General features: G+C 51.0%; 25 protein-coding genes and 1 tRNA gene. 10 read left to right on the forward strand and 16 right to left on the reverse strand.

Annotated features, from left to right (window positions below):
* Positions 1–44: 44 nt before the first annotated feature.
* The 3 genes from caiC to caiE are packed head-to-tail and all read left to right on the forward strand — an operon-like array spanning position 45 to position 3,049.
* Positions 45–1,598: a crotonobetaine/carnitine-CoA ligase gene (gene caiC, locus IMQ33_RS12840; protein WP_196061502.1), complete on the forward strand. Its 1,554-nt coding sequence runs from the start codon at positions 45–47 to the stop codon at positions 1,596–1,598.
* A gap of 22 nt (positions 1,599–1,620) precedes the next feature.
* A complete protein-coding gene (gene caiD / locus IMQ33_RS12845; protein WP_024528111.1) occupies positions 1,621–2,406 on the forward strand; it encodes a crotonobetainyl-CoA hydratase in 786 nt (261 codons plus the stop codon).
* A 49-nt stretch (positions 2,407–2,455) separates the two neighbouring features.
* Positions 2,456–3,049 (forward strand): carnitine operon protein CaiE, encoded by a 594-nt coding sequence (gene caiE, locus IMQ33_RS12850; protein WP_098930555.1) that lies wholly within the window; start codon positions 2,456–2,458, stop codon positions 3,047–3,049.
* Positions 3,050–3,139: 90 nt separating this feature from the next.
* Here the strand turns inward: caiE and caiF are convergent, their stop codons facing one another.
* Both caiF and aes read right to left on the reverse strand, forming a co-directional pair.
* Positions 3,140–3,535, reverse strand: coding sequence for a carnitine metabolism transcriptional regulator CaiF (gene caiF / locus IMQ33_RS12855; protein ID WP_196061503.1), 396 nt, complete (start codon positions 3,533–3,535; stop codon positions 3,140–3,142).
* A gap of 33 nt (positions 3,536–3,568) precedes the next feature.
* Complete coding sequence (gene aes, locus IMQ33_RS12860; protein ID WP_098930553.1) at positions 3,569–4,534, reverse strand: acetyl esterase; 966 nt, start codon at positions 4,532–4,534, stop codon at positions 3,569–3,571.
* Between the two features lie 476 nt (positions 4,535–5,010).
* Here aes and IMQ33_RS12865 point away from each other — a divergent pair, with 476 nt between their 5' ends.
* Both IMQ33_RS12865 and IMQ33_RS12870 read left to right on the forward strand, forming a co-directional pair.
* Positions 5,011–6,180, forward strand: a complete 1,170-nt coding sequence (locus tag IMQ33_RS12865) for a p-hydroxyphenylacetate 3-hydroxylase oxygenase component (protein ID WP_024528107.1) — start codon at positions 5,011–5,013, stop codon at positions 6,178–6,180.
* A gap of 20 nt (positions 6,181–6,200) precedes the next feature.
* Positions 6,201–7,145: a p-hydroxyphenylacetate 3-hydroxylase reductase component gene (locus IMQ33_RS12870; RefSeq protein ID WP_161713888.1), complete on the forward strand. Its 945-nt coding sequence runs from the start codon at positions 6,201–6,203 to the stop codon at positions 7,143–7,145.
* A gap of 72 nt (positions 7,146–7,217) precedes the next feature.
* Here the strand turns inward: IMQ33_RS12870 and IMQ33_RS12875 are convergent, their stop codons facing one another.
* The 11 genes from IMQ33_RS12875 to IMQ33_RS12925 all read right to left on the reverse strand — a co-directional run bounded on the left by IMQ33_RS12875 (position 7,218) and on the right by IMQ33_RS12925 (position 17,829).
* Entirely contained in the window at positions 7,218–8,420 is a 1,203-nt protein-coding gene (locus IMQ33_RS12875; protein ID WP_024528105.1) for a Bcr/CflA family multidrug efflux MFS transporter, read from the reverse strand.
* Positions 8,421–8,679: 259 nt separating this feature from the next.
* On the reverse strand, positions 8,680–9,540 hold the full coding sequence (locus IMQ33_RS12880) for an aldo/keto reductase family oxidoreductase (protein ID WP_196061504.1): 861 nt from the start codon (positions 9,538–9,540) through the stop codon (positions 8,680–8,682).
* 143 nt (positions 9,541–9,683) lie between these two features.
* Positions 9,684–9,986, reverse strand: coding sequence for a helix-turn-helix domain-containing protein (locus IMQ33_RS12885; protein WP_065683275.1), 303 nt, complete (start codon positions 9,984–9,986; stop codon positions 9,684–9,686).
* A 3-nt stretch (positions 9,987–9,989) separates the two neighbouring features.
* Positions 9,990–10,343: a type II toxin-antitoxin system RelE/ParE family toxin gene (locus IMQ33_RS12890; protein ID WP_098930548.1), complete on the reverse strand. Its 354-nt coding sequence runs from the start codon at positions 10,341–10,343 to the stop codon at positions 9,990–9,992.
* Positions 10,344–10,600: 257 nt separating this feature from the next.
* The gene (locus tag IMQ33_RS12895) at positions 10,601–11,788 is read right to left on the reverse strand and encodes a sugar transporter (protein WP_161713890.1); all 1,188 of its coding nucleotides are present in this window, start codon (positions 11,786–11,788) and stop codon (positions 10,601–10,603) included.
* A 171-nt stretch (positions 11,789–11,959) separates the two neighbouring features.
* The gene (locus IMQ33_RS12900) at positions 11,960–12,676 is read right to left on the reverse strand and encodes an ABC transporter ATP-binding protein (protein ID WP_065683272.1); all 717 of its coding nucleotides are present in this window, start codon (positions 12,674–12,676) and stop codon (positions 11,960–11,962) included.
* Complete coding sequence (locus tag IMQ33_RS12905; RefSeq protein WP_024528101.1) at positions 12,673–13,548, reverse strand: ABC transporter ATP-binding protein; 876 nt, start codon at positions 13,546–13,548, stop codon at positions 12,673–12,675. The genes IMQ33_RS12900 and IMQ33_RS12905 overlap by 4 nt, the downstream gene beginning before the upstream one ends.
* The gene (livM, locus tag IMQ33_RS12910; RefSeq protein WP_024528100.1) at positions 13,545–14,831 is read right to left on the reverse strand and encodes a high-affinity branched-chain amino acid ABC transporter permease LivM; all 1,287 of its coding nucleotides are present in this window, start codon (positions 14,829–14,831) and stop codon (positions 13,545–13,547) included. The genes IMQ33_RS12905 and livM overlap by 4 nt, the downstream gene beginning before the upstream one ends.
* Positions 14,832–14,840: 9 nt before the next feature.
* Entirely contained in the window at positions 14,841–15,755 is a 915-nt protein-coding gene (locus IMQ33_RS12915; RefSeq protein WP_021180268.1) for a branched-chain amino acid ABC transporter permease, read from the reverse strand.
* A 105-nt stretch (positions 15,756–15,860) separates the two neighbouring features.
* The gene (locus IMQ33_RS12920; protein WP_021805814.1) at positions 15,861–16,979 is read right to left on the reverse strand and encodes a branched-chain amino acid ABC transporter substrate-binding protein; all 1,119 of its coding nucleotides are present in this window, start codon (positions 16,977–16,979) and stop codon (positions 15,861–15,863) included.
* A gap of 433 nt (positions 16,980–17,412) precedes the next feature.
* Positions 17,413–17,829: a hypothetical protein gene (locus tag IMQ33_RS12925; protein ID WP_065683271.1), complete on the reverse strand. Its 417-nt coding sequence runs from the start codon at positions 17,827–17,829 to the stop codon at positions 17,413–17,415.
* Between the two features lie 666 nt (positions 17,830–18,495).
* On the opposite strand from IMQ33_RS12925, the gene IMQ33_RS12930 reads away from it, so the two are divergent.
* Positions 18,496–18,571 (forward strand) — tRNA-Asn (locus IMQ33_RS12930).
* A gap of 161 nt (positions 18,572–18,732) precedes the next feature.
* Positions 18,733–19,233 (forward strand): integrase arm-type DNA-binding domain-containing protein, encoded by a 501-nt coding sequence (locus IMQ33_RS12935; RefSeq protein ID WP_196061505.1) that lies wholly within the window; start codon positions 18,733–18,735, stop codon positions 19,231–19,233.
* A 16-nt stretch (positions 19,234–19,249) separates the two neighbouring features.
* Here the strand turns inward: IMQ33_RS12935 and IMQ33_RS12940 are convergent, their stop codons facing one another.
* A complete protein-coding gene (locus IMQ33_RS12940; protein ID WP_196061506.1) occupies positions 19,250–20,185 on the reverse strand; it encodes a DMT family transporter in 936 nt (311 codons plus the stop codon).
* Positions 20,182–21,114: a 2OG-Fe(II) oxygenase gene (locus IMQ33_RS12945; RefSeq protein ID WP_196061507.1), complete on the reverse strand. Its 933-nt coding sequence runs from the start codon at positions 21,112–21,114 to the stop codon at positions 20,182–20,184. The genes IMQ33_RS12940 and IMQ33_RS12945 overlap by 4 nt, the downstream gene beginning before the upstream one ends.
* 95 nt (positions 21,115–21,209) lie before the next feature.
* On the opposite strand from IMQ33_RS12945, the gene IMQ33_RS12950 reads away from it, so the two are divergent.
* From IMQ33_RS12950 to IMQ33_RS26320, 3 genes are all read left to right on the forward strand, one after another.
* The gene (locus IMQ33_RS12950) at positions 21,210–22,130 is read left to right on the forward strand and encodes a LysR family transcriptional regulator (protein WP_196061508.1); all 921 of its coding nucleotides are present in this window, start codon (positions 21,210–21,212) and stop codon (positions 22,128–22,130) included.
* 813 nt (positions 22,131–22,943) lie between these two features.
* Complete coding sequence (gene proX / locus IMQ33_RS12955) at positions 22,944–23,942, forward strand: glycine betaine/L-proline ABC transporter substrate-binding protein ProX (protein ID WP_196061509.1); 999 nt, start codon at positions 22,944–22,946, stop codon at positions 23,940–23,942.
* A gap of 73 nt (positions 23,943–24,015) precedes the next feature.
* On the forward strand, positions 24,016–24,156 hold the full coding sequence (locus IMQ33_RS26320; protein WP_304621663.1) for a hypothetical protein: 141 nt from the start codon (positions 24,016–24,018) through the stop codon (positions 24,154–24,156).
* Positions 24,157–24,193: 37 nt separating this feature from the next.
* Here IMQ33_RS26320 and IMQ33_RS12965 read toward each other — a convergent pair whose 3' ends face one another.
* Positions 24,194–24,907: a GntR family transcriptional regulator gene (locus IMQ33_RS12965; RefSeq protein WP_196061510.1), complete on the reverse strand. Its 714-nt coding sequence runs from the start codon at positions 24,905–24,907 to the stop codon at positions 24,194–24,196.
* Between the last annotated feature and the right edge of the window lie 200 nt (positions 24,908–25,107).

Consider the following 25,107-nt stretch of genomic DNA (forward strand, 5'->3'; position numbering starts at 1 on the left):
CCCACGTTTGAGCCATCTGCGTCTAAGAACGGGATAAGCGTTCAATGGACCTTATAGGTGGACAAAACTTACGCCAGATGTGGGACAACATGGCGGATGTTAATGGCAACAAAACCGCACTGATTTTTGAATCCGCTACAGGTGAGGTACGGCAATTCGGTTACCAGGCCCTGAATGAGGAAATTAACCGCACGGCTAACCTCTTCCATGGGCTTGGTGTGGAAAAAGGTGACAGAGTCGCCCTACATCTCGACAACTGCCCGGAGTTCATTTTTTGCTGGTTTGGGCTGGCGAAAATTGGGGCGATTGTAGTCCCTATCAACGCTCGCTTTTTAATCGAGGAAAGCCGGTGGCTGGTTGATAACTGCCAGGCTCGCATGGTGGTCACTACCCATCACTTTTATCCGCTATATCGGCAGATACTTGGCGAAAACAGCACCTCGCTTGAACGCATTCTTCTCATTTCAAACCTGGCAATTGCAACGGATGCGGTTACGCTTGATTTTTCAGCGCTCCAGCAACAGCAAGCGCCTGAGCTAATGTGTCATGTTGAACTGAGCGTTAATGACACAGCAGAAATTTTGTTCACCTCCGGCACCACGTCACGCCCTAAAGGTGTCGTCATCACTCACTACAATTTGCGCTTTGCAGGCTATTACACCGCCTGGCAGTGCGCGCTGCGTGCCGATGATGTTTATCTCACTGTCATGCCTGCGTTTCATATTGATTGCCAGTGTACGGCTGCCATGGCGGCATTCTCCGCAGGGGCCACTTTTGTGTTGCTTGAAAAATACAGCGCCCGCGCTTTCTGGAGCAAGATCCTCAAGTACCAGGCGACGGTCACCGAATGTATCCCGATGATGATAAGAACGCTGCTGGCTCAGCCTCACAACCCAGATGAAAGGCAGCATCGACTACGTGAAGTGCTGTTTTATCTCAATCTTTCGGTTGAGGAAAAAGAGGCCTTTATTGCGCGCTTTGGTGTAAGACTCCTGACCTCTTACGGTATGACGGAAACTATTGTTGGGATTATCGGCGACCGTCCTGGAGATATGCGACGCTGGCCTTCCATTGGCCGCCCTGGTTTTGGCTACGAAGCGCAAATCCGCAACTACCGCGGCGCGGTTGTTCCGCCTGGTGAAGTCGGCGAAATCTGCATTAAAGGTGAACCGGGAAAAACGCTGTTCAAAGAGTATTACAACCAGCCGGAAGCGACCGCCCATGCTTACCAACGCGGTTGGTTACACACCGGTGATTGTGGTTATCAGGACGAAGATGGCTTTTTCTACTTCGTCGATCGCAGCAGCAATATGATCAAACGCGGCGGCGAAAATATCTCCTGTAGTGAAATCGAAAATATTCTCGCCTCGCATCCGAAAATTCAAGACGTTGCCGTCATTGGTATTCCTGATGCTATGCGCGATCAGGCCATTAAAGCGTTTATCGTTCTTCATGAAGGGGAAAGTTTTAGCGACCACGAATTTTTCAGCTATTGCGAGTCCAACATGGCGAAATTCAAAGTTCCGACGTGTATGGAGATTCGTCAGGATCTCCCCCGCAACTGCTCTGGAAAAGTGATAAAAAAACAACTTCAATAATACATTGAAAAGGAAGGGAAAAATGAACAATGAATTACAGATCACCCGTAACGGTCCGGTTCTGGAAATCGTGCTAAACAGGCCAAAAGCCAACGCCATTGACGCCGCCACCAGCTTCAAGATGGGGGAAACTTTTCTGCAATTTCGTGACGACCCTGAATTACGCATTGCGATTATTACCGGTGCCGGCGAGCGTTTTTTCTCCGCTGGGTGGGACCTGAAATCCGCCGCGGAAGGAGAAGCTCCAGACGCTGATTTTGGTCCTGGTGGTTTTGCCGGACTTACGGAAATCTTCAATCTGGATAAACCCGTGATTGCCGCCGTCAACGGCTATGCTTTCGGCGGCGGCTTCGAATTGGCGCTGGCAGCAGACATGATTGTCTGTTCTGATAACGCGAGCTTCGCATTACCCGAGGCGAAATTAGGGATTGTGCCAGACAGCGGCGGCGTACTGCGCTTACCGAAAATCCTGCCGCCTGCCCTCGTCAATGAAATGGTAATGACCGGCAGACGCATGGATGCACAAGAGGCGCTCCACTGGGGAATCGTCAATCGTGTTGTCAGCCCCGATGCTCTGATGGACAGTGCGAGGGAACTGGCCGCGCAAATCGTTTCCAGCGCGCCACTCGCTATTGCCGCCCTGAAAGAGATTTATCGCGCTACCCGCGAATTGCCGATTGAAGCAGGCTACCAACTGATGCGTAGCGGTACACTTAAACATTATCCGAGTGTACTGCATTCAGAAGATGCGCTCGAAGGGCCACAGGCGTTTACTGAGAAACGCGAACCACAATGGAAAAACAGATAATTTGCAGTACTCCAGATGAGACGGAGCGCTTTCCTGATAGGAGAGGGAGATGAGTTTTTATTCGTTTGAAGGGCTGACACCTGTTGTGCACCCCACGGCCTGGGTACATCCATCGGCGGTGATCATCGGTGATGTGATTATCGGTGCGCAGGTCTACATCGGTCCACATGCTTCACTGCGTGGCGACTATGGCCGACTGATTATCGAGGCCGGAGCCAACATTCAGGATGGTTGCATCATGCATGGTTACTGCGATACGGACACCATCGTGCATGAATCCGGACATATTGGTCATGGCGCCATTTTGCATGGTTGCATCGTTGGCCGTGATGCGCTGGTTGGTATGAACAGCGTGATCATGGACGGTGCGGTAATTGGGGATGAGAGTATTGTCGCGGCAATGAGTTTTGTGAAAGCTGGGTTTATCGGTGCACCACGGCAGTTGCTGGTTGGCAGCCCAGCCCGACATCTGCGAGCGGTAACTGATGAAGAACGACATTGGAAAAAACTCAATACCAGGGAGTATCAGGATCTGGCAGCACGATGCCATACATCGCTTTATCCTACAGAGCCAATATGCAAGGTTGAAGCAAACCGCCCCAGGCTACGCGGCACGACAGATGTAAAGCCTAAACACCTGTAAAAACAGGCGCATTACGCGCCTGTTTGCTGCGGCCTCACAGGACCGAGTATTACCAACACGCATGCAACTTGAAGTATGAAGGTTATAAACCTACCGACGTTGTGTTTTGGATAGCATCCACTGCCACTTTTGCTCTTGGTTAAGCTCCCCAGGCGGCACTGCTGCCAGCCGGGGTGAGGAGATATGGAATACATTCTTTACTTCAGAAGAAGATTCCAGTCGGGCGTATAACTGCTTATCAATACTGCTGACTTTCAATAATCGCTGGCACTGGCATCCTCTGCCCTTGAGCTGAGTAGGCATCGTTTTGGTTTCACACTCGATTTCCTCAACATCGGCCAGAATATACGAAACGGTGTTAATGGCTTTACAGGGGGCGATATTAAACTCACAGGCAATTTCTTTGGCACTAATCCAGCGATTTTGTGCCATTACCCAATCCGCAATTAATAAATACAACGGTTTATCAATACATTTATCATTCATACAGTTTCCCTAATCGAAAAATAAAATTCAAATTCAGCGCAACTGCTGGCGAAAATATTGTGCACCATCGCGCAATGCTTCATCGGCAATATCCATCATGCGTGAGTAATGCAAAAAAGCATGTAGCGTACCCGGGTACATCTTGTAGCTGCACTCCTGGCCATGCTCTTGTAAAACATGGTAAAGTGCCACACTATCATCAACCAGCGGGTCATACTCTGCGGTGGCGATAAAACAGGGTGGTATGGCATTACTAAGATTATTATTAAACAAGCAGTAATACGGTGATTCACGATCGCTTACCTTATTGAGATAAGCCGTTTCATAGAAGGCTAAATCCTCCTGCGTCAGTCCATCCCAACTGCCGCCATACAAACGTCGACTGGCGGAATCTCGCAAACCATACAGTCCATACCAGAGCAAAAGCCCCTTCACGTGACCACAGTGGATATTTTTATCACGCATCCACAACATGGAAGCCAGTGCCAGCATAGCGCCAGCAGAATCACCCGCCAGACCAATCTGTTCCATGTTCAGCGCATAACTTTCGGCGTGGTGATAATAAAACTGACACACAGCAACAATATCTTCGATGCCCTGCGGGAATTTAGTTTCAGGAGAAAGGGGGTAATCAATTCCGATAACAGTACAGCCAGTATAGTGCGCCAGCAGCCGCATGATCCTGTCGTGGGTATCGAGATTACCCAAAACAAACCCACCGCCATGCAGATAGAAAAGCGTTCCCTGGGCGCGCTCTTGTGAAATGTAAATCCGGGTTTTTGTCTCGTAGCAGAATGTGGGTACCATAATATCCTGGCTACGAACAGGCTGCGGTCCACCTTCATTCCAGTAGCGACGCTCATCACTGTAGGCTCGCCGCTGCGCGGGAAGATCACTTTCGTCAACAGCAGGCTGTGGATGCGCTTGCTGAAACGCCAGGATCTCGCGCATTTGTGGTGAGATCCTTTCCAGCACGCGTACTTTGTTTTCAGGCTTCATGGTTCTCTCCGGATAAACTTCACTCCATTTTAGAAACCCTACGCCGAAAAACTGAGAACTCACCGACCGATATTGAATATTTTTACCATCGGTACTTGCGGATCTATGACGGGCACCTGATCTAACCTGGCCCATTGACTCTCCATTTCACCCAGAATGTGAATCAGGCACTGAGCGATAAAGAGCTAAATGATTCCGACATTGCCAAACGCCTGATGCAACCTACCGAAGCTGCGCAACTCACAGGAAAACCCACAAGCCAGACTACGGCTACCGCGTTCCTTACTTACGCAAAGTTTTATGACTCTGGTATCAGTCCATTGCAGTTGACTAACCAAGAGCCTCAAACTCGCCTCCAGATCACACCCTCGACATTTAACATGAAAAGTACAATTTTTTACCTGAATGTTACATTCCATTAAAATATCCTTCCCCCATACTCATCCCACGCCCACCCCTACCGAGGGAACCAACTGATGAATACTAGCAACCCGATGCTGGAAAAATTACTGCCCATTCTGCCACTTATCGCTGCCAATGCCGCACAGGCGGAAAGCGAACGAAAAGTACCGGATGAGAATATCCGTTTGTTAAAAAGCATAGGTATGCACCGGGTGTTTCAACCGAAAAAATTCGGTGGCCTGGAAATCTCCCTGCCAGAATTCACCGATTGTGTCGCCGCGCTGGCCGGAGCCTGTGGCGGAACCGCCTGGGCTTTCAGTTTGCTATGCACCCACAGCCATCAGATAGCGATGTTTTCCCCCAAACTGCAACAAGAGATCTGGGGCGATAATCCAGATGCCACCGCCAGCAGCAGTATTGCCCCGTTTGGCCGTATTGAAGAAGCCGAAGGCGGCGTCTATCTGAGCGGTGAAATGGGCTGGAGCAGCGGTTGTGACCACGCCGAATGGGCGATTGTCGGCTTTCGCCGCAAAAACGCCGACGGTGAGTTGCTCTACAGCTTTGGCGTGATCCCACGTAGCGATTACGAAATTCGTGATGACTGGTTTGCGGTTGGCATGCGCGGCAGCGGTTCCAAAACGTTGGTCATAAAAAACGCCTTCGTGCCGAACCACCGCATTGAAGCCGCTCAGGATATGATGCACGGGCGCTCTGCGGGTTTCGGCCTCTACCCAGACAGTAATATTTTCTACTCGCCCTATCGTCCCTATTTCGCCTGCGGTTTTGCCGCCATCAGCCTTGGCGTTGCGGAGCGTATGCTGGTCGCCTTTAAAGAAAAAACCCAAAACCGCGTGCGAGCCTATACCGGAGCCAGCGTGGGAACGGCCACCCCGGCGCTGATGCGTCTGGCAGAGTCCACCCATCAGGTTGCTGCAGCCCGTGCCTTTTTGGAAAAAACCTGGCAGGAGCATGCCGAACACGGCCGCAAGCACCAATATCCTTCTCACCAGACATTGACGTTCTGGCGTACCAACCAGGCCTACGCAGTCAAAATGTGTATCGAATCGGTTGATCGCTTGTTCAGCGCCGCAGGGGCAACCAGTTGGATGGAAAGCAATGAGATCCAGCGATTGTTCCGCGACTCACACATGACCGGGGCACATGCCTATACCGATTACGATGTCTGTGCACAGATATTAGGCCGCGAGTTGATGGGGTTAGAACCCGATCCGACGATGGTGTAACGAGCAGGAGAACCTATTTAATGACACATCACACAGAACCTGCTTTGGATCCCCGCGCATTTCGCCGCGCGCTGGGTAATTTCGCCACCGGCGTGACGGTAGTGACAGCAGCAACCGCAGATGGCACCCGCGTGGGAGTCACGGCCAATAGCTTTAACTCGGTATCACTGGATCCGCCGTTGGTATTGTGGAGCATTGATAAACGCTCCGGCAGCTACGCGATCTTTGAACAAGCCAGCCACTTCGCCATTAACGTGCTGGCCGCCGATCAGATGGATATCTCCAATCGTTTCGCCCGCCCCAGCGAGGATAAATTTGCCGGGATTGAGGTGGAGGCCGGCGCGGGTGACGTGCCTTTGCTGACCGACTGTGCCGCACGCTTTCAGTGTGAGAAATATCAGCAGGTTGACGGCGGTGACCACTGGATCCTGATTGGTAAAGTGGTGGCGTTTGACGATCTGGGCCGCGCACCGCTGGTGTATCACCAGGGATCCTATTCCATGGTGCTGCCTTACCCGCAGGTGGCGGAGCGCGTTGCACAGAACGCAGTAGGCAGCGCCAGACAGGAGCGCCTGAATAACAACGTCTTCTACTTGCTCACCCAGGCGCTGCGCAGCTATCAAAGCAGCTACCAGCCCAAGCAGCTCTCCACCGGGTTGCGGGCCAGCGAGGCCAGAATGCTGCTGGTGTTGGACAGCGACGCCTGCCTTGATAAGGCCTGCCTACTGGCAGAAATGGCGATGCCGACCAGAGAAATCGAAGAGGCGCAGGAAGCGTTGTACCGTAAAGGTTTGGTGTCCAGCACCGAGAATGGCCATCACTTGACCGAGGCAGGAGAACGCCAGGCCAGCGTGCTGAGAGATATTGCTGCCAAACAGCAAGAGCAGGTCCTGTCCGCCTTCACGGCAGACGAAGTGGGCATTTTGAAGAAGCTGTTGCGCGGTATTATTGCCAATAGTCAGTGAGTTTACTCGGTAAACCTCATGCGCATTGTCGGCAACGGCAATGCGCATGAAAACTTCACCACCACATCCTACCTATTCATGCAGCCGTGAACCTATTCGCGCCACAGACATCCTCTGCCCTACCCAACCTAGCGCCGCGCAGACGGCCATCACCAACGTCATGGCAAACGGTGTGTCATCCTGCAACCAGGAAACGGCCAGGCTTGCCAACGCCCCCATACCAAACTGCAACGAGATCGCCAGGGCACTGGCACTCCCAGCCTGTTGACCGCGTTGTTGCAACAGTAGCGACAGGCTGTTGGTGCCAATAGCATTCACCAGCGACATAAACAACACCACCAGAATCACCAGGATGGAGAGGCTCTGCTGATGGAACACCAGTAGCAACAGCCCAAACAATACCTGGGCACTGCTTTGTATCATCAATAATCGCGGCAGGCTGTAGACCTTCAGCATCCGCACGTTCAGCAGCAGCACGGCGATCATGCCAATGACGTTGCAGCCAAACAGCAGCCCGTAATACTGAGCGGGCACCTGGAAGTAGCTGATGTAGACAAAGGGAGAACCGCTGATAAAGGCAAACATCCCCGCGAAGGAAAACGCCAGAGTAGCAATAATGCCCATCGCTTCTCTGTCACGGACCAACAGGCAATAGTTATGAAACGCCTTCAGGATGCTGCCTGACTGCCCTGGAGGGGTTTTTAACGTCTCCGGCAGTACCCAGAACACCAATAACCCGCTGATACAGCCCACCACCGCCAACAACATGAAGATGGCTTGCCAGTCGAAGACCATCAGCAAAGCACCGCCCAACAACGGGGCCAGCAGCGGTGCGATCATGGTAACCAGCGTCATTAGCGATAACACTCGGGGAAGCTCTTCCGAGGCATAAACATCCCTGGCGATGGCGCGCGCCATCACCACCGCGGCCCCGCTACCAAATGCCTGTAACGCCCGCAATACCACCAGTTGCTCAACCTGCGTGACCTGCGTACATAGCACGCTGGCAATCACAAACAGCAGCATGCCGCTCAGCAACAGCTTTCGCCTGCCTAGCCGATCGCTAAGCGGCCCGTACAGCAACATACCGATACAAAAACCGGCAAAGAATGCCCCCAATGAATGCTGCATCTGCCCCTGTGTGGCATGCAGTTGTTGCCCCATCGCGGGTAACGCAGGCAGATACATATCAATCGACAGCGGGCCAAAAGCCACCAGCGATCCCAGTAGCGGGATCAACCAACGTGGCGGCCGGTTAGTAAAGGCAGGTGGCATAGCGGCTCCTTTATCATCAATAACGCCTCAGCGGCTGTGGGCGTAAGTCTTGGTGATTATTCGTTAACATATTAACAATCATCTTATGAGATGGACACATTTAAGACAACATTTGTCTATTTCCTGACGAGAATGGATTTTATTAATACATTAAAGAAAAGAGGACTGGCGTTGATCCGCAGAGGGATGGGAATGCTGGGAGGATGTATTTTTAGCGGGAACCCAGGGCTCCCGCAAAGGTTACAGCTATCGGGTTGCCTTAGATCGCATTCAACTTCGCAATAGCTTCGCCCGGCAGTTTGAGTTGGGCTGCGGCAAGATTTTCTTTCAGATGTGCCAGAGAAGATGTCCCTGGGATCAGCAAAATGTTTGGTGAACGCTGCAGCAACCAGGCAAGTGCCACTTGCATAGGCGAGGCTCCTACCTGCTGCGCAACGTCTGACAACGTCGTAGACTGCAACGGCGTGAATCCACCCAGCGGGAAGAACGGCACGTAGGCAATGCCCTTGCCAGCCAGTTCGTCGATCAGTGCGTCGTCATCCCGATGTGCCAGGTTGTAATTATTCTGTACGCAGACAATCTCACAAATCTTCTGCCCTTGCGCAACCTGAGCCGAGGTGACATTGCTCAGCCCGATATGGCGGACCAGCCCCTGCTGTTGTAGCTCGGCTAGCACGGAGAGTGGCTCTTCAAGCGACCCTTCTGCCGGGCCGTGTGCATCAAACATGCAGCGCAGATTGACCACATCAAGCACATCCAACCCCAGATTACGCAGGTTATCATGCACGGCCTGGGTCAGCTCCGCCGGAGAAAACGCAGGCAACCATGCGCCTTGCTCATCGCGGCGAGCGCCGATCTTGGTGACAATGACCAGATCGTCGGCATAAGGATGCAGTGCCTGGCGAATGATTTGATTGGTATAGTGCGGGCCATAAAAATCGCTGGTATCGATATGGTTGACCCCGTTGGCAATCACTTCACGCAGAACCGCGATGGCCGTTTCAGGATCCTTCGGCGGACCGAAAACTCCCGGTCCGGCGAGCTGCATGGCGCCATAGCCGAGCCGCTTGACGGTGTGCGTGCCGAGCGTAAAAGTACCTGACAGATGGGTGCTGGACATAATCAAACTCCTAATAAGATGGCGCAAAGTTCAAACGCTGCCGTTGCCGACGATAGGCAAACAATATATACCCGTCGCCTGGCAAGCTACAGCGTTCAAACCTATCCGCGACAGATTTAGGGTTGAATCATCGAGCCAGTTGATTAAATAACAAACCCGTAGTGCGAACCATCCGGCAGCTCGATATCCAGACGCAGCTTGCCCCCCGCAGCCTCGATATAGCGCTTGAGCGAGGAGAGCTTCAGATCGCGGCCAGGCTTTTCCATACCCGCGACGGTGGGTTGTTTGATGCCAAGCGCCTGCGCCATTTCAACCTGGGTTTTCTGCACCCGCTCACGAAGTTCGGCCAGGTGAATATTGAGCAGCGTATCCGCCGCAATGCGCTCAGCGCTGGCCGCTACTTCAGGTTTTTCTTCCGCCAGGATTTGTTCCAGTGTTCTGCCCATGGCCTACTCCTTGTTCTCTGATGTATTCAGAAATTGGGTAAACTCCCGATCGGCAATCGGGATCATCACCTCATAAAAACGCTTCTCATTACCGGCCTTGTTACCAGCACAAAGCAAAATACCGCGACGACGTGGATCAAAGGCAAAGAATGCCCGTATCGGTATGCCTCGGCTTTGCACGCGTAGTTCCTTCATGTTGCTGTAGCGCGATCCCTTTACCGTGTCGGCATAAGGTCTGGGCAACTGAGGACCTTTTTCACGTAGTACAATGAGTGACGCCAGCACAGAAGCTCTGTCAGTGTCCTCCAACCGGCTGAACCACTCATCAAACATATCCGTTGTTTTAATCTCCCACACATGTGCTCCTTAGCAATATAGGCCAAAAGCTATATAGGTGTAAACCTATAAATTGCATTATGTCGGAGCTTGGTACGAGAGACAGCGGCCACAATGATGAAGCTGGGGGCCGATCCCAGCATTTCGATGACGGTGAAACATGAGCGTTGATATTTTGCGTATCTGGTAGCAAAACATGGCGGCAAGATGGGAGCTAAAGAGAGGGTACGTCTTAGATAGCCCTTGATTGCCGGGCCCGGCAATCAAGGGAACATGGATCAGGCCCGATGGTGCTGCAAGCGTTCGCTGCGGTAGAAACTCAATACACACCAGCCGAGGGCTATCAGGGCCAGCGGCGCACCGACGAAGCCAATGTTTGGCATTCCCAGATGCAGGCTGACCTGGTTGCCCAGCAACGCCCCACCGCCGATCCCAAAGTTATACAAACCGGAGAAGATCGCCATCGAGACATCGGTCGCATCCGGTGCCAGACTTAGCACCTTCGCCTGCATTGAAAGACCAATCGCCATGATGGCCATGCCCCAAACCACACACAGCAACGTCAGAGTCGTTTCATTACCGGAGGCGGGCAACAGCAATAACAGGCTGAGGGCCAGCATACCAATTGCCCCGATGAAGAAACCCGACGGGAAACGTTCGCTGTAGCGGCTGAACAGCAGGCTGCCGACAATACCCGCAGCACCAAACAGCAACAGCATCAAGGTGGTGAAGTTGGCAGATAACCCGGCCACGGTCTGGATAAAGGGCTCGATGTAGCTGTAGGCAGTAAAGTGCGCGGTCACCACAATGATGGTCAACATATACAGGCTGACCAGCTCCGGGCGTTTGAACAGCAGGGGAACGCTGGCCAGTGAACCGGAATGCTCGCTTTTCAGCACCGGCAGCAAGCGCCACAGCATCACCAACGCCAGGGTGGCGCACACGGCAATGCCAATAAACGTCATACGCCAACCGAGTAACTGCCCCACCACTCGCCCTAACGGTAAGCCCAACACCATCGCCAGCGCGGTTCCCCCCGCCAGCATGCTAAGTGCCTGCGCCTTCTTGCCTGCGGGTGCGACACGAATGGCCAATGACGCGGTGATTGACCAGAACACCGAGTGCGCCAGCGCCACACCGGCACGCGAGATCACCAAGGTGGTAAAGTTCCAGGCCACCGCGGTGAGCACATGGCTGGCAATAAATAGGATAAATACCCCGATCAGCAGCTTACGCCGCTCAATCTTGCTGGTCAGCAACATACAAACCAGCGACATCGTGGCAACGATCCAGGCATAAATGGTGATGATTAGCCCCACCTGCTCGGTTTGCATCCCAAAGCTTTGGGCAATATCACTCAATAATCCGACGGGGATAAATTCGGTGGTATTAAAGATAAATGCCGAAATGGCCAAGACGACCACGCGCATCCAGGCGGTCGAGCGGGAAGTGCTGATTTCATCCATCGTAAGGTGTTCCGGAACAGGGGCTGGCAGTGGTGCCATTTTAACTAACCTGTAACCAGAATGCGACCTAGATCACGTTTTTGTGACGCTGTTTTTTTCAACAGCAGGGGCACACATGCGGCGCCCCTTCGATCAAGGATGTCAATGCGCCCCTCACCGGGGCGATTGCCTTTATGCGCCCCCCAGATAAGCCTTTCTCACCTCCTGATTGCTCAGCAGTTCCGCGCCGCTGCCGCTCAGGCGGATTTGCCCATTGACCATCACATAACCCCGATCGGACAGTTTCAAGGCATGATTGGCATTCTGCTCCACCAGGAAAATTGTCATGCCGCCGTTGGCCAGTTCACGCAGAATGCTGAAGATCTGTTTGACGATGATCGGTGCCAGCCCCAGGCTAGGCTCATCCAGCAACAGCAGCTTTGGCCGACTCATCAGCGCACGGGCTATCGCCAGCATTTGCTGCTCACCGCCGGACATGGTCATCGCCCGCTGGTTACGCCGCTCTTTCAGGCGGGGAAACAGCTCATACATCCGTTGCATATCTTCAACAGCATGATGGCTGCCGAGGGTAATAGTGCCCATCAGCAGGTTTTCTTCCACGCTCATGTCAGGGAAAATCCGCCGCCCTTCCGGGGCCTGGGCAATACCGCTACTGGCCACAAAATGCGTCGACCGCTGGCTGATATCCGTCCCCTGAAACAGGATCTGCCCACCGCTGATGCGGGGTTGGCCAAAGATTGACATCAGCAAGGTGGATTTCCCCGCCCCGTTGGCCCCGATCAACGCTACGGTTTCCCCTTGCCTGACCTGCAATGACACCTGTTGCAGCGCCTGGATCGGGCCGTAATGGACATCCACCTCGCGAAATTCCAGCATCACCTCGCTCATCCCGCCAGCTCCTCTTCGTCTGCGCCCAGATAGGCGGCGATCACGCTGTCATTGTGTTGGATCTCCTGCGGCGTTCCCTCGGCAATTACATTGCCGTGGTCCAGTACGATCACCCGGTCGGAAATCTCCATCACCATTCCCATATCATGTTCGATCAGTAGCACGGTAATTTCATGATGCTGGCGCAGAAAGCGGATGATCCGGCTCAGGGTCGCGGTTTCCACCGGGTTCAACCCGGCGGCAGGTTCATCCAGGCAGATCATTTCCGGGGTGGTGCACATCGCGCGGGCAATCTCCAGCCGCCGCTGCTGGCCGTAGGACATCTCCCCCGCCAGCCGGTTGGCACAGTCCACCAACTCGACCACCTCCAGCCAGTAAAATGCGCGGTCCAGTGCTTCATTTTCTGCCCGGCGATAGGCAGGCGTATTGAGCACGCCAGCAATCAGGTTGCGGTTACTCAAACGGTGTTGTGCCACCAGCAGGTTCTCCACCACCGACATCTCACGGAACAGGCGGATATTCTGGAAGGTGCGGGCCAATCCGGCTCGGTTCACCAGATGTGTGCCACCAAACATTTTGTAGTACAGACGCGACCCCAGTTGCGCGGGGTTAATCCAGTCCCCGGCACGGAATTTCTGGCCGAGGATACGGATCACATCAATCGGCCGTTTGTGGGTATTGAGCAGGATCGCCCCGCCGCTGGCACGGTAAAACCCCGTCAGGCAGTTGAACACCGTGGTTTTCCCCGCGCCGTTCGGGCCGATCAACGCGGTGATCGACCCACGCTCCACTTCGAGATTCACATCGTTCAGCGCTTTGATGCCGCCGAAGTGCATCATCAAATGTTCAACGCGCAAAATGGCATCGCTCATGGTGCTACCCCCTTGCGTGGCGTAAAGCTGCTACGGCTGATACGCACCAGGCCGCGTGGCCGCCAGATCATCATCAACACCATCAGTACGCCAAACAGCAACACTCGATATTCGGCAAAGCTGCGCAGCAGTTCCGGGGCCACCGTCAGGACAAAGGCCGCCAGCACGACACCGATAGTTGATCCCATTCCACCCAATACCACGATCGCCAGGATCAGCGCCGATTCAAAGAAGGTAAACGACGTTGGATTGACGAACCCTTGATAGGTGGCAAAGAACACCCCGGCGATACCCGCGGTGGAAGCCCCCATCATAAACGCCGAGAGTTTGACCAGCACATGATTAAGCCCGAGCGAACGGCAAGCGATTTCATCCTCCCGTAACGCTTCCCACGCCCGCCCTATCGGCATCCGCGTCAACCGATGTTTGACGAACAGCACCAGCAACACTACCAGACACAACACCGCGTAGATGAAGATAAACTTCAGGTTGGGATTATAGGTAATACCGAGGAACTCATGGATCGGTACTCCCCCTTCCTTGGCTCGGCGGCCAAACTCCAGGCCGAACAGGGTCGGTGCAGGAACCGAAACGCCGTTTGGCCCGCCGGTTAACGATACCCAGTTGTTCAGCACCAGGCGGATGATCTCACCAAAGCCCAGCGTCACTATCGCCAGATAGTCACCGTGCATACGCAGCACCGGGAACCCCAGTAATGCCCCGGCCAGCGCCGCCATCAGCGCCCCCAACGGCAACATCGCCCAAAAACCCAGGCCCAAATACTGATAGCCCAGCGCCAGACCGTAGGCACCAATGGCATAAAACGCCACGTAACCCAGATCGAGCAGCCCGGCCAGCCCCACCACAATGTTCAATCCTAGCCCTAACAACACATAAATCAGGCCGAGGATCGCCACGGTCAGCAGGTATTTGGTCGCCATAAACGGGAACAGCAATGCCAACACCGCCAATAGTGGCAGGATCCAACGCAGGCTCGTTCTGGCGCCGACTGGCCGAACATAAACACCGTCATTGCCCCCCTCAAAACGCGCCGACACCTTGCGCCCCAGCGGCGTTTGCAAAAACAGGCTGAGTAACAGCCGCCCCGCCATCACTACCGCAATAATCACCACCAGGCGGCGTGGCTCAAAGTTGAAACTGTAGCCGTCCAGCACGATGCCGACGATCGGGCCAAACACAATCAGCGCGATCAGGCCCGCGAGAACCGCATCCAGCAGGCTGCGTTTAACACTCAGCCCTTGATGAACAGTGGATTGAGACATAGTTTTCCCTCACACCTTAGCGACCATTGGTCGCCCCAGCAGGCCCTGAGGGCGGAAAATCAGGATCACCACCAGCAGACCGAATGAAAACACATCCTTGTAATCCGAGTTCACCATGCCGGCGAACTGTGCCTCTGCCACCCCAAGCAGCAAGCCTCCGAGCATCGCGCCGGGTAATGAGCCAATGCCCCCCAGCACCGCTGCGGTGAAGGCTTTGACGCCGATAATAAAGCCCACATAAAAATCGAAGGTGCCGTAGTTCATGGTGACCAGCACCCCTGCCAATCCGGCCATCGCCGCGCCAATCACAAACACCAGAGAGATCACCCGATCGGTATTGATGCCGAGTATCGATGCCATCTTGCGATCCTGTTGGGTAGCCCGGCAGATACGCCCCAGCCGCGTGCGTTGGATCACGTAGGTAAGCACCGCCATACCCAATAGTGCAGCGACCAGAATAAATACCTTGGTGTAGGTAATCTGGATCACACCACCATCAAAATTGAGCCGAAAAACGCCGTCCAGCAGCGTGGGGATCCCCTGCTGGCGCGGCCCTTGGCTGATCTGCGCATAGTTTTGCAGGATCAGCGACATACCGATGGCAGAAATCAGCGGAGCCAGACGCGTGGAGTTTCGCAGCGGTTTATAAGCGATACGTTCAATCACCCAGCCATAAACACCGGTGACCACTATGGTGAATACCAGGGTGCCCAGGATCAACAGCGGGAAAGAGTGGAGACCAAAGAAAGAGAGCAGCGCCAGGCCAATTGCACACAGATAGGCAGAAATCATATACACCTCGCCGTGGGCGAAGTTGATCATGCCAATAATGCCGTACACCATGGTGTAGCCGATGGCGATCAGGCCATACACCGCGCCAAGGGTCAGGCCGTTAATCAGCTGTTGCAGGAAGAATACATCCATAATAAGCAATCTCACCTGATGGGCGAGCCGCAAGTTCAGCACCACGCGGCCCAAAGGGGGTTAAGGAACGGATCCGCCATACGCTCGGATCCGTTGATCTTTACATCAGAGCTGGTGATATTTGCCTTTGTCATCCCATTGGTAGACCACGTAGTCTGATACCTTCAGGTCACCTTTTTTATCCCAGGCTTTTTTCCCCATCACGGTATCCACATCGTGAGATTTCAACCACTCGCTGGCCTTGGCGCTGTCTTTACCGCCGGTGGCATTGAACGCAGCGGCGATGGCCTGGATCGATGCGTAGGAGTACAGCGTGTACCCTTCTGGTTCAAATCCACTCTCGCGGAACTTGGCAATCACCGCCTTCCCTTCTGGGATCTGACGCGGATCGTTACCGAAGGTCATCAGCACGCCAGTGGTGTACTGTGGCCCGCCGGCCGCCGTTACCAGCTCCTCGGTAACAATACAGTCGCCGGAGAAGAATTTAGCTTTCACCCCTTGCTCACGCATCTGGCGCACCAGCGGACCCGCCTCTGGATGGCAGCCGCCGAAATACACCACGTCTGGATCCACCGAGGCGATTTTGGTCACCAGGGCGTTAAAGTCTTTCTCACCGCGCGACAGCCCTTCATACATCACTTCCTTCACGCCACGTTTGTTCATTTCTGCCTTGGCGGCATCTGCCAAGCCCTGGCCATAGGTGTCCTTATCATGGATGACGGCAATCTTTTTCGCCTTCAGGGTATCCAACATGTAATTGGTGGCGATGACCCCTTGCTGATCGTCGCGGCCGCACATGCGGAACATGTTATTCATGCCACGTTCGGTGATTTGCGGGTTGGTGGAACCGGGTGTGATGGCAATGATCCCGGCTTCGTCATACACCTCTGAAGCGGGCATGGTAGAAGACGAGCAGAAGTGCCCCACCACCGCAGCGACGTGATCCTGATCGACCAACCGGTTAGCTACCGAGACTGCCTGCTTAGGTTCACAAGCATCATCGCCTTGCACCAGCTTGATTTTTTCCCCTTTAATCCCCCCGGCCGCATTGATGTCTGCGGCAGCCTGCGAGGCCCCACGCCAGTATTGATCCCCATAGGTAGCATTTGGGCCGGAGAATGGCCCGGCGACGCCAATCACGATATCGGCATGTGCAGAAAAAGCCGTACTAAAACAACCAATAAGCAGAGCAGCAAGCGGGGTTTTTAGCAATCTCAATGACATTTTGCATTCCTCAGCACTGTTTTAGCGAAAGACCGTAGACCCGGCCAGGTGCAAATTGCGGCCAATAACGGCGGCAGTTGCAGGACGACGGGTAAATGACGTGGAGCAGTCACTTTATGTGTAGTCGGGGAAAATAATTTGCGCGAGAGCGCAACCGATTTACCCGCGTTTATCCAAGCAAAAATCTAGCCATTGTGACGGCGCATACAAAAATAGAGCCGATTTGCTGGCGCTCTCAGCCGTAAAAATGAGGAGGCTCACTGGTTTTAACGGGCAACGAGCGTTAGAAAAGAACAAGAAGAATTTGCTGGCGCACCTTGCTGGTGCAACTGGAGGGCATTTTGGATGAGCAGAAAACAAAAACGCTCCCTAAGAGAGCGTTTCTGGTACAACACCATGTATTCCCGGAATATCTGAATACGGGGTATGCGCGTTAGGCGCCAGTCACACGCTCGATCAAGGCATTGGTCAGATCGGTGCTGATACGGTTACAGGTTTTGGCAATGCGGAACTGATAGGCAGCATCCATGATTTGATGGATTTCGGTGCTGACATTGTCACGAATGCGCATGTAAAGCTTGGCCTGCGCCACAATATCGTTCAATTCTACGCTGCGGGTTTGATACAACCGCGGGCTAACCTGTTGCAGAGCATTCAGCTCTTTCATGCAGGGATACATGATGTCATCGGTACCGACAGAAGCCATCGGCTGAGCTGGCTGCGTAACGGTAGCGCTTGGTGTAACTGGGGTTGGTGCAGGGACACCGGCGGCGGTGGCAGGTTTGGTTTTCGCAGTCTGGCACCCTGCCAGCAACACACACAATGCGGCTATGGCGATTGTTTTTTTCATTACTAAAAAACTCCGGGAAACAAAGGAACGGCGTGGTTTACCGCTATAAAAATGGCTTGGCGTAGCATAGAGTAATAAAGCAAGCATTGACAAGATCTGCGAGAGCTTCATTACTGGCATCAGCATAGAATGCCCTCCAGAGTAACATAGAAGAATCTTAAAAAAAATCACTTATCGTCAGGCGACTAGCGCTATTATTTTGATTTATATCAACTTTATTAAAAAAACCAAGCATCCTAACGCTGAAAACTAAAAAAACAATCTCGATCACAGTTTGGTAAAAAATAAGCAGATATTTTGGGTTTTCGTTGGTGGCCCTATCCAGATGGCGTTAAGACCCTTCCTGATTAATTTATATTCGATGAGGAGTATTTTAGTGGGATCGCTTTATGGCGATACTGCTTAACATTCTGTCATGACAGGGGAATGGCGAAATGGGCAACCAGCTCACTTTGTGGGGGCTGCATACTGCGCCCGTTTAGCTGTATGTTGAACCCGTTACTCTTTGTCATCCCTATAGAACCGCATTTTTTCGCGTTGTTCATCAAAGCAAAGTGCCGAAAAACGAGCCAATATGCTCAATCTGGCAGCAAACGCACTTTTCCCTCACTTTAGTGCTTTGACAAACCCAATACGCCTCGCTATTATTCGCCTCGTTCACACGATTCCTCTGTAGTTCAGTCGGTAGAACGGCGGACTGTTAATCCGTATGTCACTGGTTCGAGTCCAGTCAGAGGAGCCACTTTCTATTCCAAGGATGTTTACTGACGTCCATGGATGCAGCAAAATCAATAAGTTATACGTAAATGTGGTTACGCTGAGTTCCATATTATTACGTTGACTGCCACAACTTTTGGGGGCTTTATTAGGGCCTTTTCGGTTCGATAATATCGAGGCCCCCAAATGTCAATTTCTGATGTTGTGATCCGAAACACCAAGCCCCAAGACAAACCCTTCAAGCTGAGTGATAGCGCCGGTCTTTACCTTCTGGTCAAACCCAATGGTTCAAAACTCTGGTGTCTCAAGTACCGCTATCGTGGAAAGGAAGCTGGCCGTTGGTGCCTATCCTGCCGTCTCATTTCCGATATCCGCACGGCTGATTTGCTGTGTGTTCTCAACGCCATCGAAGACAAAGGATTTCTGGAGATCGCCATGCGGTTGCAGCAACGTATCGTCAGTATCATGCGTTATGCCATTCAGAATCAGATGATCAAATATAACCCGACGCTCGATTTGAGCGGAGCCATTGCCGTACTGAAAAAGCGTCATCATGCCGCCCTTCCACTCTCTCGTCTGCCCGATTTCTTTGTCAGACTGAATCAGGATAAAGGACGACTTCTGACCCATTTGGCACTGCGCTTCAACTTTCTTGCAAAGGACCGGGGAATAACCGGTTCTTTGTAATCAAGTCAGCCAATGATTAGTTTTTGGGCAAGTCATTTTTTCTGAACGATGGGTGGGAACGCCGATAAATAACCATTATTACACCAGATAACGCAATTGCTGAGCCAATAATTTCATAAATATTCAACTGCTGACCAAACCACAAATAAGCGAATACCATCGTTGTGGGCGGTTCCAAATAAATAAGACTAGCCGTTTTATTAAGCTCACCTCGTCGAAGCATAATTGCCAGAAGACCATATGCGCCAAGCGTAGAAAATAAAGCCAACCAGAGCACCGCAAACCAGTTATCAAAACCAGACCAATCTTCAAGAGGGACCAGAAATATACAGATAACCAAAAATGCAATCATATTTATTATGGATTGCATAAACATCAATGGAGGGAGTTTAACTTCTATCTTGACATTTTTTTTCTGATAAATAGTGGAGGCAGTAAGACTTAGCATCGAGATAAATGGCAGCAAATAAATCCAAATAGGTAATGAAGAGCCATTGTCAGCAATAGTCCCGCCGATGATAACAAAACAAGTACCAAGCAAACCAATACCAAGCCCAACCCATTGTCTAAAAATGAGATTTTCTTTTAGCAACACACCTGAAAGCAAGGCAGTAACCACGGGCTGCAATGCTGCAATGAGTGCAACAATACCCGCTTGCAATCCTAATTTAATAGCGTAAAACACGCACACCAAGTAAACAAACTGTCCAAACAAAGCCGTTATTGCAACAAATTTAAATTTATTAAAATCGCCCAACACGGAAAGGATATTCTTCCTGAATATTACTACAACAGGTGACATTATGACGACAATAACTAAAAACCGTAAAAATAAAATTTGAAACGGATTATTATCACCAACTAACAGAGCACCGATGAATCCAGAGCTCCAGGTTAATACAAAGCCTGCTGATAAAATCATATTTATCAAACTTGCTTTGGAAAGAGTCATGCTAAATCTTCCCATGTTATAGGAGCACAACCGATAGCGGAATAGGCAGCATGGCTCCTTTTTTTAGCCGTTTGAAAAGCCCCCCAACTCTTCAGCGTGGCCGGGACTCCGTCATCACCAGCAACATGCCAGAAAGTATTTGAATCCATCTCTGGCAAGTAAGGGCAATACATGGAAAGAATAATTGAAACACGCTTACCTTTCGTCACTGGTGTTACGGCATGAAATACCTTACTCCCATGAACATAAATTGTATCACCGATATGTTTGGAAGGACTGGTCATGACTAAATCATCATTAGGACGCAATGAAAATTGGCTTACTGGTCCTTTGAAATAGATAAAATCACCTCCTTCAAACTCCGTAACATCACTTAATAATATATTGAAGACAAAGTTCATTCCATCAACATGCCATTTTGCGATTTTTTTATCCTGGCAATCGTCGTCTTCAGGATAGTAATAGTTCACTTGTGTAGCTGCATTTCTGATGAGATGAGGAACCAGAGGAGCCTGAGCAATTTTGGATAAATTAAGCAAGAAATTTCGATCTCTGATCATGTCATAGATGAATTTAGAATGGCTATCTGCAGCGCGAGTCCTTTTTGAGATAATAAAATTACTGCTTCTGGCGTAAGTTTCAAGATTTAAGCAGATCTCGCGTAACAGTATTTCTCCGGCGTTGGTCAAAATTTTACAGGGGCCTTTGAATGATGTCATAGCCAAAATGCTGTCTTCATAGTCTTTTAAGGAGTAACCTAATTCTTTGAGGGATATTAAATTATTGCTATCCTGTTGTATTGCATAGGAAGTTTTCCATTCAAAATCTTCCGGATTTATGCCGCAGACAGGGGGTTTGGCTCTCAGGGCCGTGAGGACCTGTTTTAGACCGGTAGCGTACGTTGGCAGATTCGTGGGTAACTTCATCATTGACATCCTATGCTGTGCTCGGTGCGTCAATCAACCTGACAGGTTTAGCCTTCAATAGGAAATCAAGAATTAACTCATTAAAATAAGAGGGGCTTATGTTGCGTGGCAATGCAAGGCAATTGACGTTAGAGCACATGCGTGTTTTTGTCGCTGTGATTGAAACAGAAAGTTTTTCAAAAGCTGGGGAGGAACTAGGAAAATCTCAGCCCGCTATAACGCAAATAATCAAAAGGCTTGAAGACATTTTAGCGTTACCACTTTTGCTGCGTAAGCAAGGGAGGATTGAGACTCCTACTCCTGACGGGCGGATTTTTTATCTCAAAGCTAAAAAAGTTCTAGATGCAACAGATGAAGCCTTCTTCTCCATTCGAGATTCGCCATTTTCCGGTAAGTTGAGAATTGGTGTTTTAGATGACTTTCAAGCCAAGTATATCCCAACGCTGATCCTCTCTTGCCGGATAATGTACCCAAATGTTGAATTAGAAATAACGTCAGAACTCTCATGGCGACTTAATGAGGGGTTACAAAGAGGGAATCTCGACGCTATTCTTAACAAACACATTTATACCCATGATTTTTTAGAGACACCGCTATCGGTTGAACCGCTAAGGTGGGTGGCTGCGCAAAATTTTGTTTTAACATCGTCGCCCATCCCATTAGTGGTATTTCATGAGGGATGTCTTTATCGCCAATGTGCTATTGATGCTCTAAATAACAGTGGGATGGCGTGGAAAATAGCCTATTCAAGTTATAGCTACAGCAATATTCAGGAAGCGGTCTCTGCCGGAATGGGGATTTCCCCTCTTCCTCCGAGAGCCATGTTATTAAACCACGATGACATAAGTTTGACGTTAGAGCTTCCCGCACTGCCCGATATCTGTATGACTATAAGGCTTTCACAATCATTACAAGCCGACCGTATGGCGAATGAGGTTGTTCGCCTGATAGCTAAAACGTTTGTTAAAGAAAACTCTTTGCTAGATTATGGAAATGATGACATATGCGTTCCAGAATAAATACTGGAACTTTTCAGGGGGCTTAGCCGTCATAAAGAGCATATTTTTAATATATATCATTAACTTCAATGCGTTGTGTTTTTTATTTAACTACCGAACATCAATATTATCGGGTATCAGCGACAAGGCTTTAGGGGATTTTCTGACTACTTGGTGATGGTGAGCTGCCTCTATTCAGGTGGCAAGATTCACTGTACCGCTACAAAATGTCTCAATATGTTATATTGAGGGTTGCCTCAAAATGTCAGTGTGTTACGGTATAAGACACATTTAGCACTATTGGGGAATAAATTCCCGTTTAAAACTTCACTCTGGTGAGCGAGAATCACTAGGCGTTAATGTGATGTCACATCAGCTTTACTGAACCATATGTCAGTGCGTGAAAAAGACAAGTTCGGAGAGGTATTCAATAGAGAAAAACCATCTAATAATAGGCTATGGATCATGAAGGGGAATAAACTCAGCATGGAATTAGCAGATATTTATTTATAAGTAAACCAGGAGGGATTTAATTATTCACATGCGCGTTAATCAAGAAAATTTGACTAATATATACTCTAAATAATTCGAGTCGCATGTAGATGGCAAGACCAAGAGTTACCAGGAGCATAGCCCACAATGTGACTGGTGCGAACGGATGTAGCCAACACCCATGCAGCTTGAAGCATGACGAGTATATACACCTAATTCAATCGGCGTAATCGTCGCAGACAGTTTAGGTATGGACAGCGCGTACACGCAGTCCGAGCGCTGCCGTAGCACAAAATGACACATAAAATAGCCTAGTGATTTAGGCCAGAAAAAGGAAAATCTATGCGCTCCACAGGAATCTGGGCCGTTGTACTTGCCACGCTGCTTAGCTCACAGGGTGCGACCGCTGCTGATTTACCGGGAAAAGGTATTTTGGTACAACCGGTGCAAAGCACTATTTCTGAAGAAACATTCCAGACGTTGCTGGTCAGCAGGGCGCTGGAAAAGCTCGGTTATGATGTTAAAGAACCCCGCGAAGTGGACTACAACGTGGCCTACACCTCGGTCGCCTCTGGTGACGCAACCTTTCTTGCGGTCAGTTGGGAGCCGTTACATGCCGATCAATATCAGGCAGCAGGCGGTGATAAAAAATTATATCGGGAAGGGGTGTACGTTAAGGGATTGGCACAAGGTTATTTGATCGATAAAAAAACTGCCGACCAATATCACATCACCAACTTTGAACAGCTAAAAGATCCGAAGCTTGCCAAGCTGTTTGACACCAATGGCAACGGCAAGGCTGATATGACCGGTTGTACACCGGGTTGGGGCTGTGAGGCCGTGATTGATCACCATATTGATGTCTACGGCTTAAGCGATACGGTGGAACACAATCAGGGTAACTACGCTGCTATGATTGCCGATACGATTACTCGCTTCAAGGAGGGTAAACCGGTGCTGTATTACACCTGGATGCCCTACTGGGTCAGTGATGTGATGGTCCTTGGGCGTGATGTGGTATGGCTACAGGTCCCCTTTTCTTCATTACCAGGCGAAAACAAAGATGTGGATACCAAGCTGCCGAATGGCGCCAACTATGGCTTCCCTCTTAGCAGTATGCATATCGCCGCCAATAAACAGTGGGCGCAAGCTAACCCTGCTGCCGCGAAGCTGTTTTCTATCATGAAGTTGCCGGTTGCCGACATCAATGCACAGAACCTGCGCATGCACGAAGGCCATGCCTCTGAAGCCGATATCAAAAACCATGTTGATGGTTGGATCAAAGCGCATCAGGCTACTTTTGACGGTTGGGTCAAGACCGCCGCAGAAGCTGCCAAGTAATAAACGTATTTGCACGAATACTGTGTAAAAACACCTTTCTGCGACCTACTTCTTAAGAGTGTCTGGGAACTCAATGGATGATGCCCGGATACATCACGGTGACGTTCTGGTTGTCGATCACTCATTGATGCCTGTGCATGGCAGTACTGTTATCGCCAGTATAGACATTGAATTTACAGTCAGCCGACCAGGTATTCAAGTACAGTGCGGCTGAACGGTTCATCCCCGCTAGCGCGGGGAACAGCTATTCCCTATACTTTCACATGCTCCCGCCGTAAATGGTAATCCACCTGGTACTCGCTGGCATTTCTGAACATCACCGAATAATTCACGAAATCGCCGCTGTCGCTGTATGACAGCGAGGTGATGCGCAGAATAGGTGTCTGCTCATCGACATTCAGCAGCTTCGCCATCTTTTTATCGGCCAGTACAGGCGTGAGGCTCTCATAATTGCCGCGCACGATGATGTGGCATTCATCTTCGATATAGCTGAATTTTGACCCCTCCAAGTGGGCAATGGACAAATTGCGATAGAGCTTCGCTGGCATATAGCTGTCTTCTACCATCAGAGGCTTGCCGTCGACCGAACGAACCCGGCGCGAGTAGTAGATCCGTTCATCAATCTTGATGCGCAACTGGCTAGCGATAGCGGGTGGCGCGGGCATAATAGTAAACTCCAGCACGTCGCTTACCACTTCCTTACCCTGATTGCGCATCACCTCGATAAATCCGGTCAGGTTGGTGGTTTCATGATGCACATCTTTCTTCGCGACATAAGTGCCGCTACCGTGGCGACGCTCCACCAATCCCCACCCCACCAGCAGATCTATCGCCTTGCGAATGGTCATACGCGAGACGCCAAACTCTTCCGCCAGGCGAACCTCCGCAGGCAATGGGCTGCCAATATGATAATCGGCGGAATTGAGCCGAATGCGTAGCCTGTCGGCTATGGATTTGTAGATCACTGATAGACCTCTCTGGCGTTTCGCACTGCGCTTAAATAATCCACGTCCTATAAATTAATAGGCTGTTTTTATTGAAGTTGTAAACAACCTCATCAGGTGAAAATTTCAAGTGAAATCGTCGTGTACAGTTTTATGACGAAAAGTAGACAACTTGGTGCAAACAAAAACCATGAATGCGATCACGAATCGGTGCGACGGAC

Origin of the sequence: Serratia sp. Res13-Sevr-LER1-36-b, assembly GCF_015673035.1 — a bacterium.
GTDB lineage: Bacteria > Pseudomonadota > Gammaproteobacteria > Enterobacterales > Enterobacteriaceae > Chania > Chania fonticola_C.

Coding starts and splice junctions, on each gene's coding strand:
- caiC (WP_196061502.1), top strand. CDS start 45: ATGGACCTTATAGGTGGACAAAACTTACGCCAGATGTGGGACAACATG.
- caiD (WP_024528111.1), top strand. CDS start 1,621: ATGAACAATGAATTACAGATCACCCGTAACGGTCCGGTTCTGGAAATC.
- caiE (WP_098930555.1), top strand. CDS start 2,456: ATGAGTTTTTATTCGTTTGAAGGGCTGACACCTGTTGTGCACCCCACG.
- caiF (WP_196061503.1), bottom strand. CDS start 3,535: ATGAATGATAAATGTATTGATAAACCGTTGTATTTATTAATTGCGGAT.
- aes (WP_098930553.1), bottom strand. CDS start 4,534: ATGAAGCCTGAAAACAAAGTACGCGTGCTGGAAAGGATCTCACCACAA.
- IMQ33_RS12865 (WP_024528107.1), top strand. CDS start 5,011: ATGAATACTAGCAACCCGATGCTGGAAAAATTACTGCCCATTCTGCCA.
- IMQ33_RS12870 (WP_161713888.1), top strand. CDS start 6,201: ATGACACATCACACAGAACCTGCTTTGGATCCCCGCGCATTTCGCCGC.
- IMQ33_RS12875 (WP_024528105.1), bottom strand. CDS start 8,420: ATGCCACCTGCCTTTACTAACCGGCCGCCACGTTGGTTGATCCCGCTA.
- IMQ33_RS12880 (WP_196061504.1), bottom strand. CDS start 9,540: ATGTCCAGCACCCATCTGTCAGGTACTTTTACGCTCGGCACGCACACC.
- IMQ33_RS12885 (WP_065683275.1), bottom strand. CDS start 9,986: ATGGGCAGAACACTGGAACAAATCCTGGCGGAAGAAAAACCTGAAGTA.
- IMQ33_RS12895 (WP_161713890.1), bottom strand. CDS start 11,788: ATGGATGAAATCAGCACTTCCCGCTCGACCGCCTGGATGCGCGTGGTC.
- IMQ33_RS12900 (WP_065683272.1), bottom strand. CDS start 12,676: ATGAGCGAGGTGATGCTGGAATTTCGCGAGGTGGATGTCCATTACGGC.
- IMQ33_RS12905 (WP_024528101.1), bottom strand. CDS start 13,548: ATGAGCGATGCCATTTTGCGCGTTGAACATTTGATGATGCACTTCGGC.
- livM (WP_024528100.1), bottom strand. CDS start 14,831: ATGTCTCAATCCACTGTTCATCAAGGGCTGAGTGTTAAACGCAGCCTG.
- IMQ33_RS12915 (WP_021180268.1), bottom strand. CDS start 15,755: ATGGATGTATTCTTCCTGCAACAGCTGATTAACGGCCTGACCCTTGGC.
- IMQ33_RS12920 (WP_021805814.1), bottom strand. CDS start 16,979: ATGTCATTGAGATTGCTAAAAACCCCGCTTGCTGCTCTGCTTATTGGT.
- IMQ33_RS12925 (WP_065683271.1), bottom strand. CDS start 17,829: ATGAAAAAAACAATCGCCATAGCCGCATTGTGTGTGTTGCTGGCAGGG.
- IMQ33_RS12935 (WP_196061505.1), top strand. CDS start 18,733: ATGTCAATTTCTGATGTTGTGATCCGAAACACCAAGCCCCAAGACAAA.
- IMQ33_RS12940 (WP_196061506.1), bottom strand. CDS start 20,185: ATGACTCTTTCCAAAGCAAGTTTGATAAATATGATTTTATCAGCAGGC.
- IMQ33_RS12945 (WP_196061507.1), bottom strand. CDS start 21,114: ATGATGAAGTTACCCACGAATCTGCCAACGTACGCTACCGGTCTAAAA.
- IMQ33_RS12950 (WP_196061508.1), top strand. CDS start 21,210: ATGTTGCGTGGCAATGCAAGGCAATTGACGTTAGAGCACATGCGTGTT.
- proX (WP_196061509.1), top strand. CDS start 22,944: ATGCGCTCCACAGGAATCTGGGCCGTTGTACTTGCCACGCTGCTTAGC.
- IMQ33_RS26320 (WP_304621663.1), top strand. CDS start 24,016: ATGGATGATGCCCGGATACATCACGGTGACGTTCTGGTTGTCGATCAC.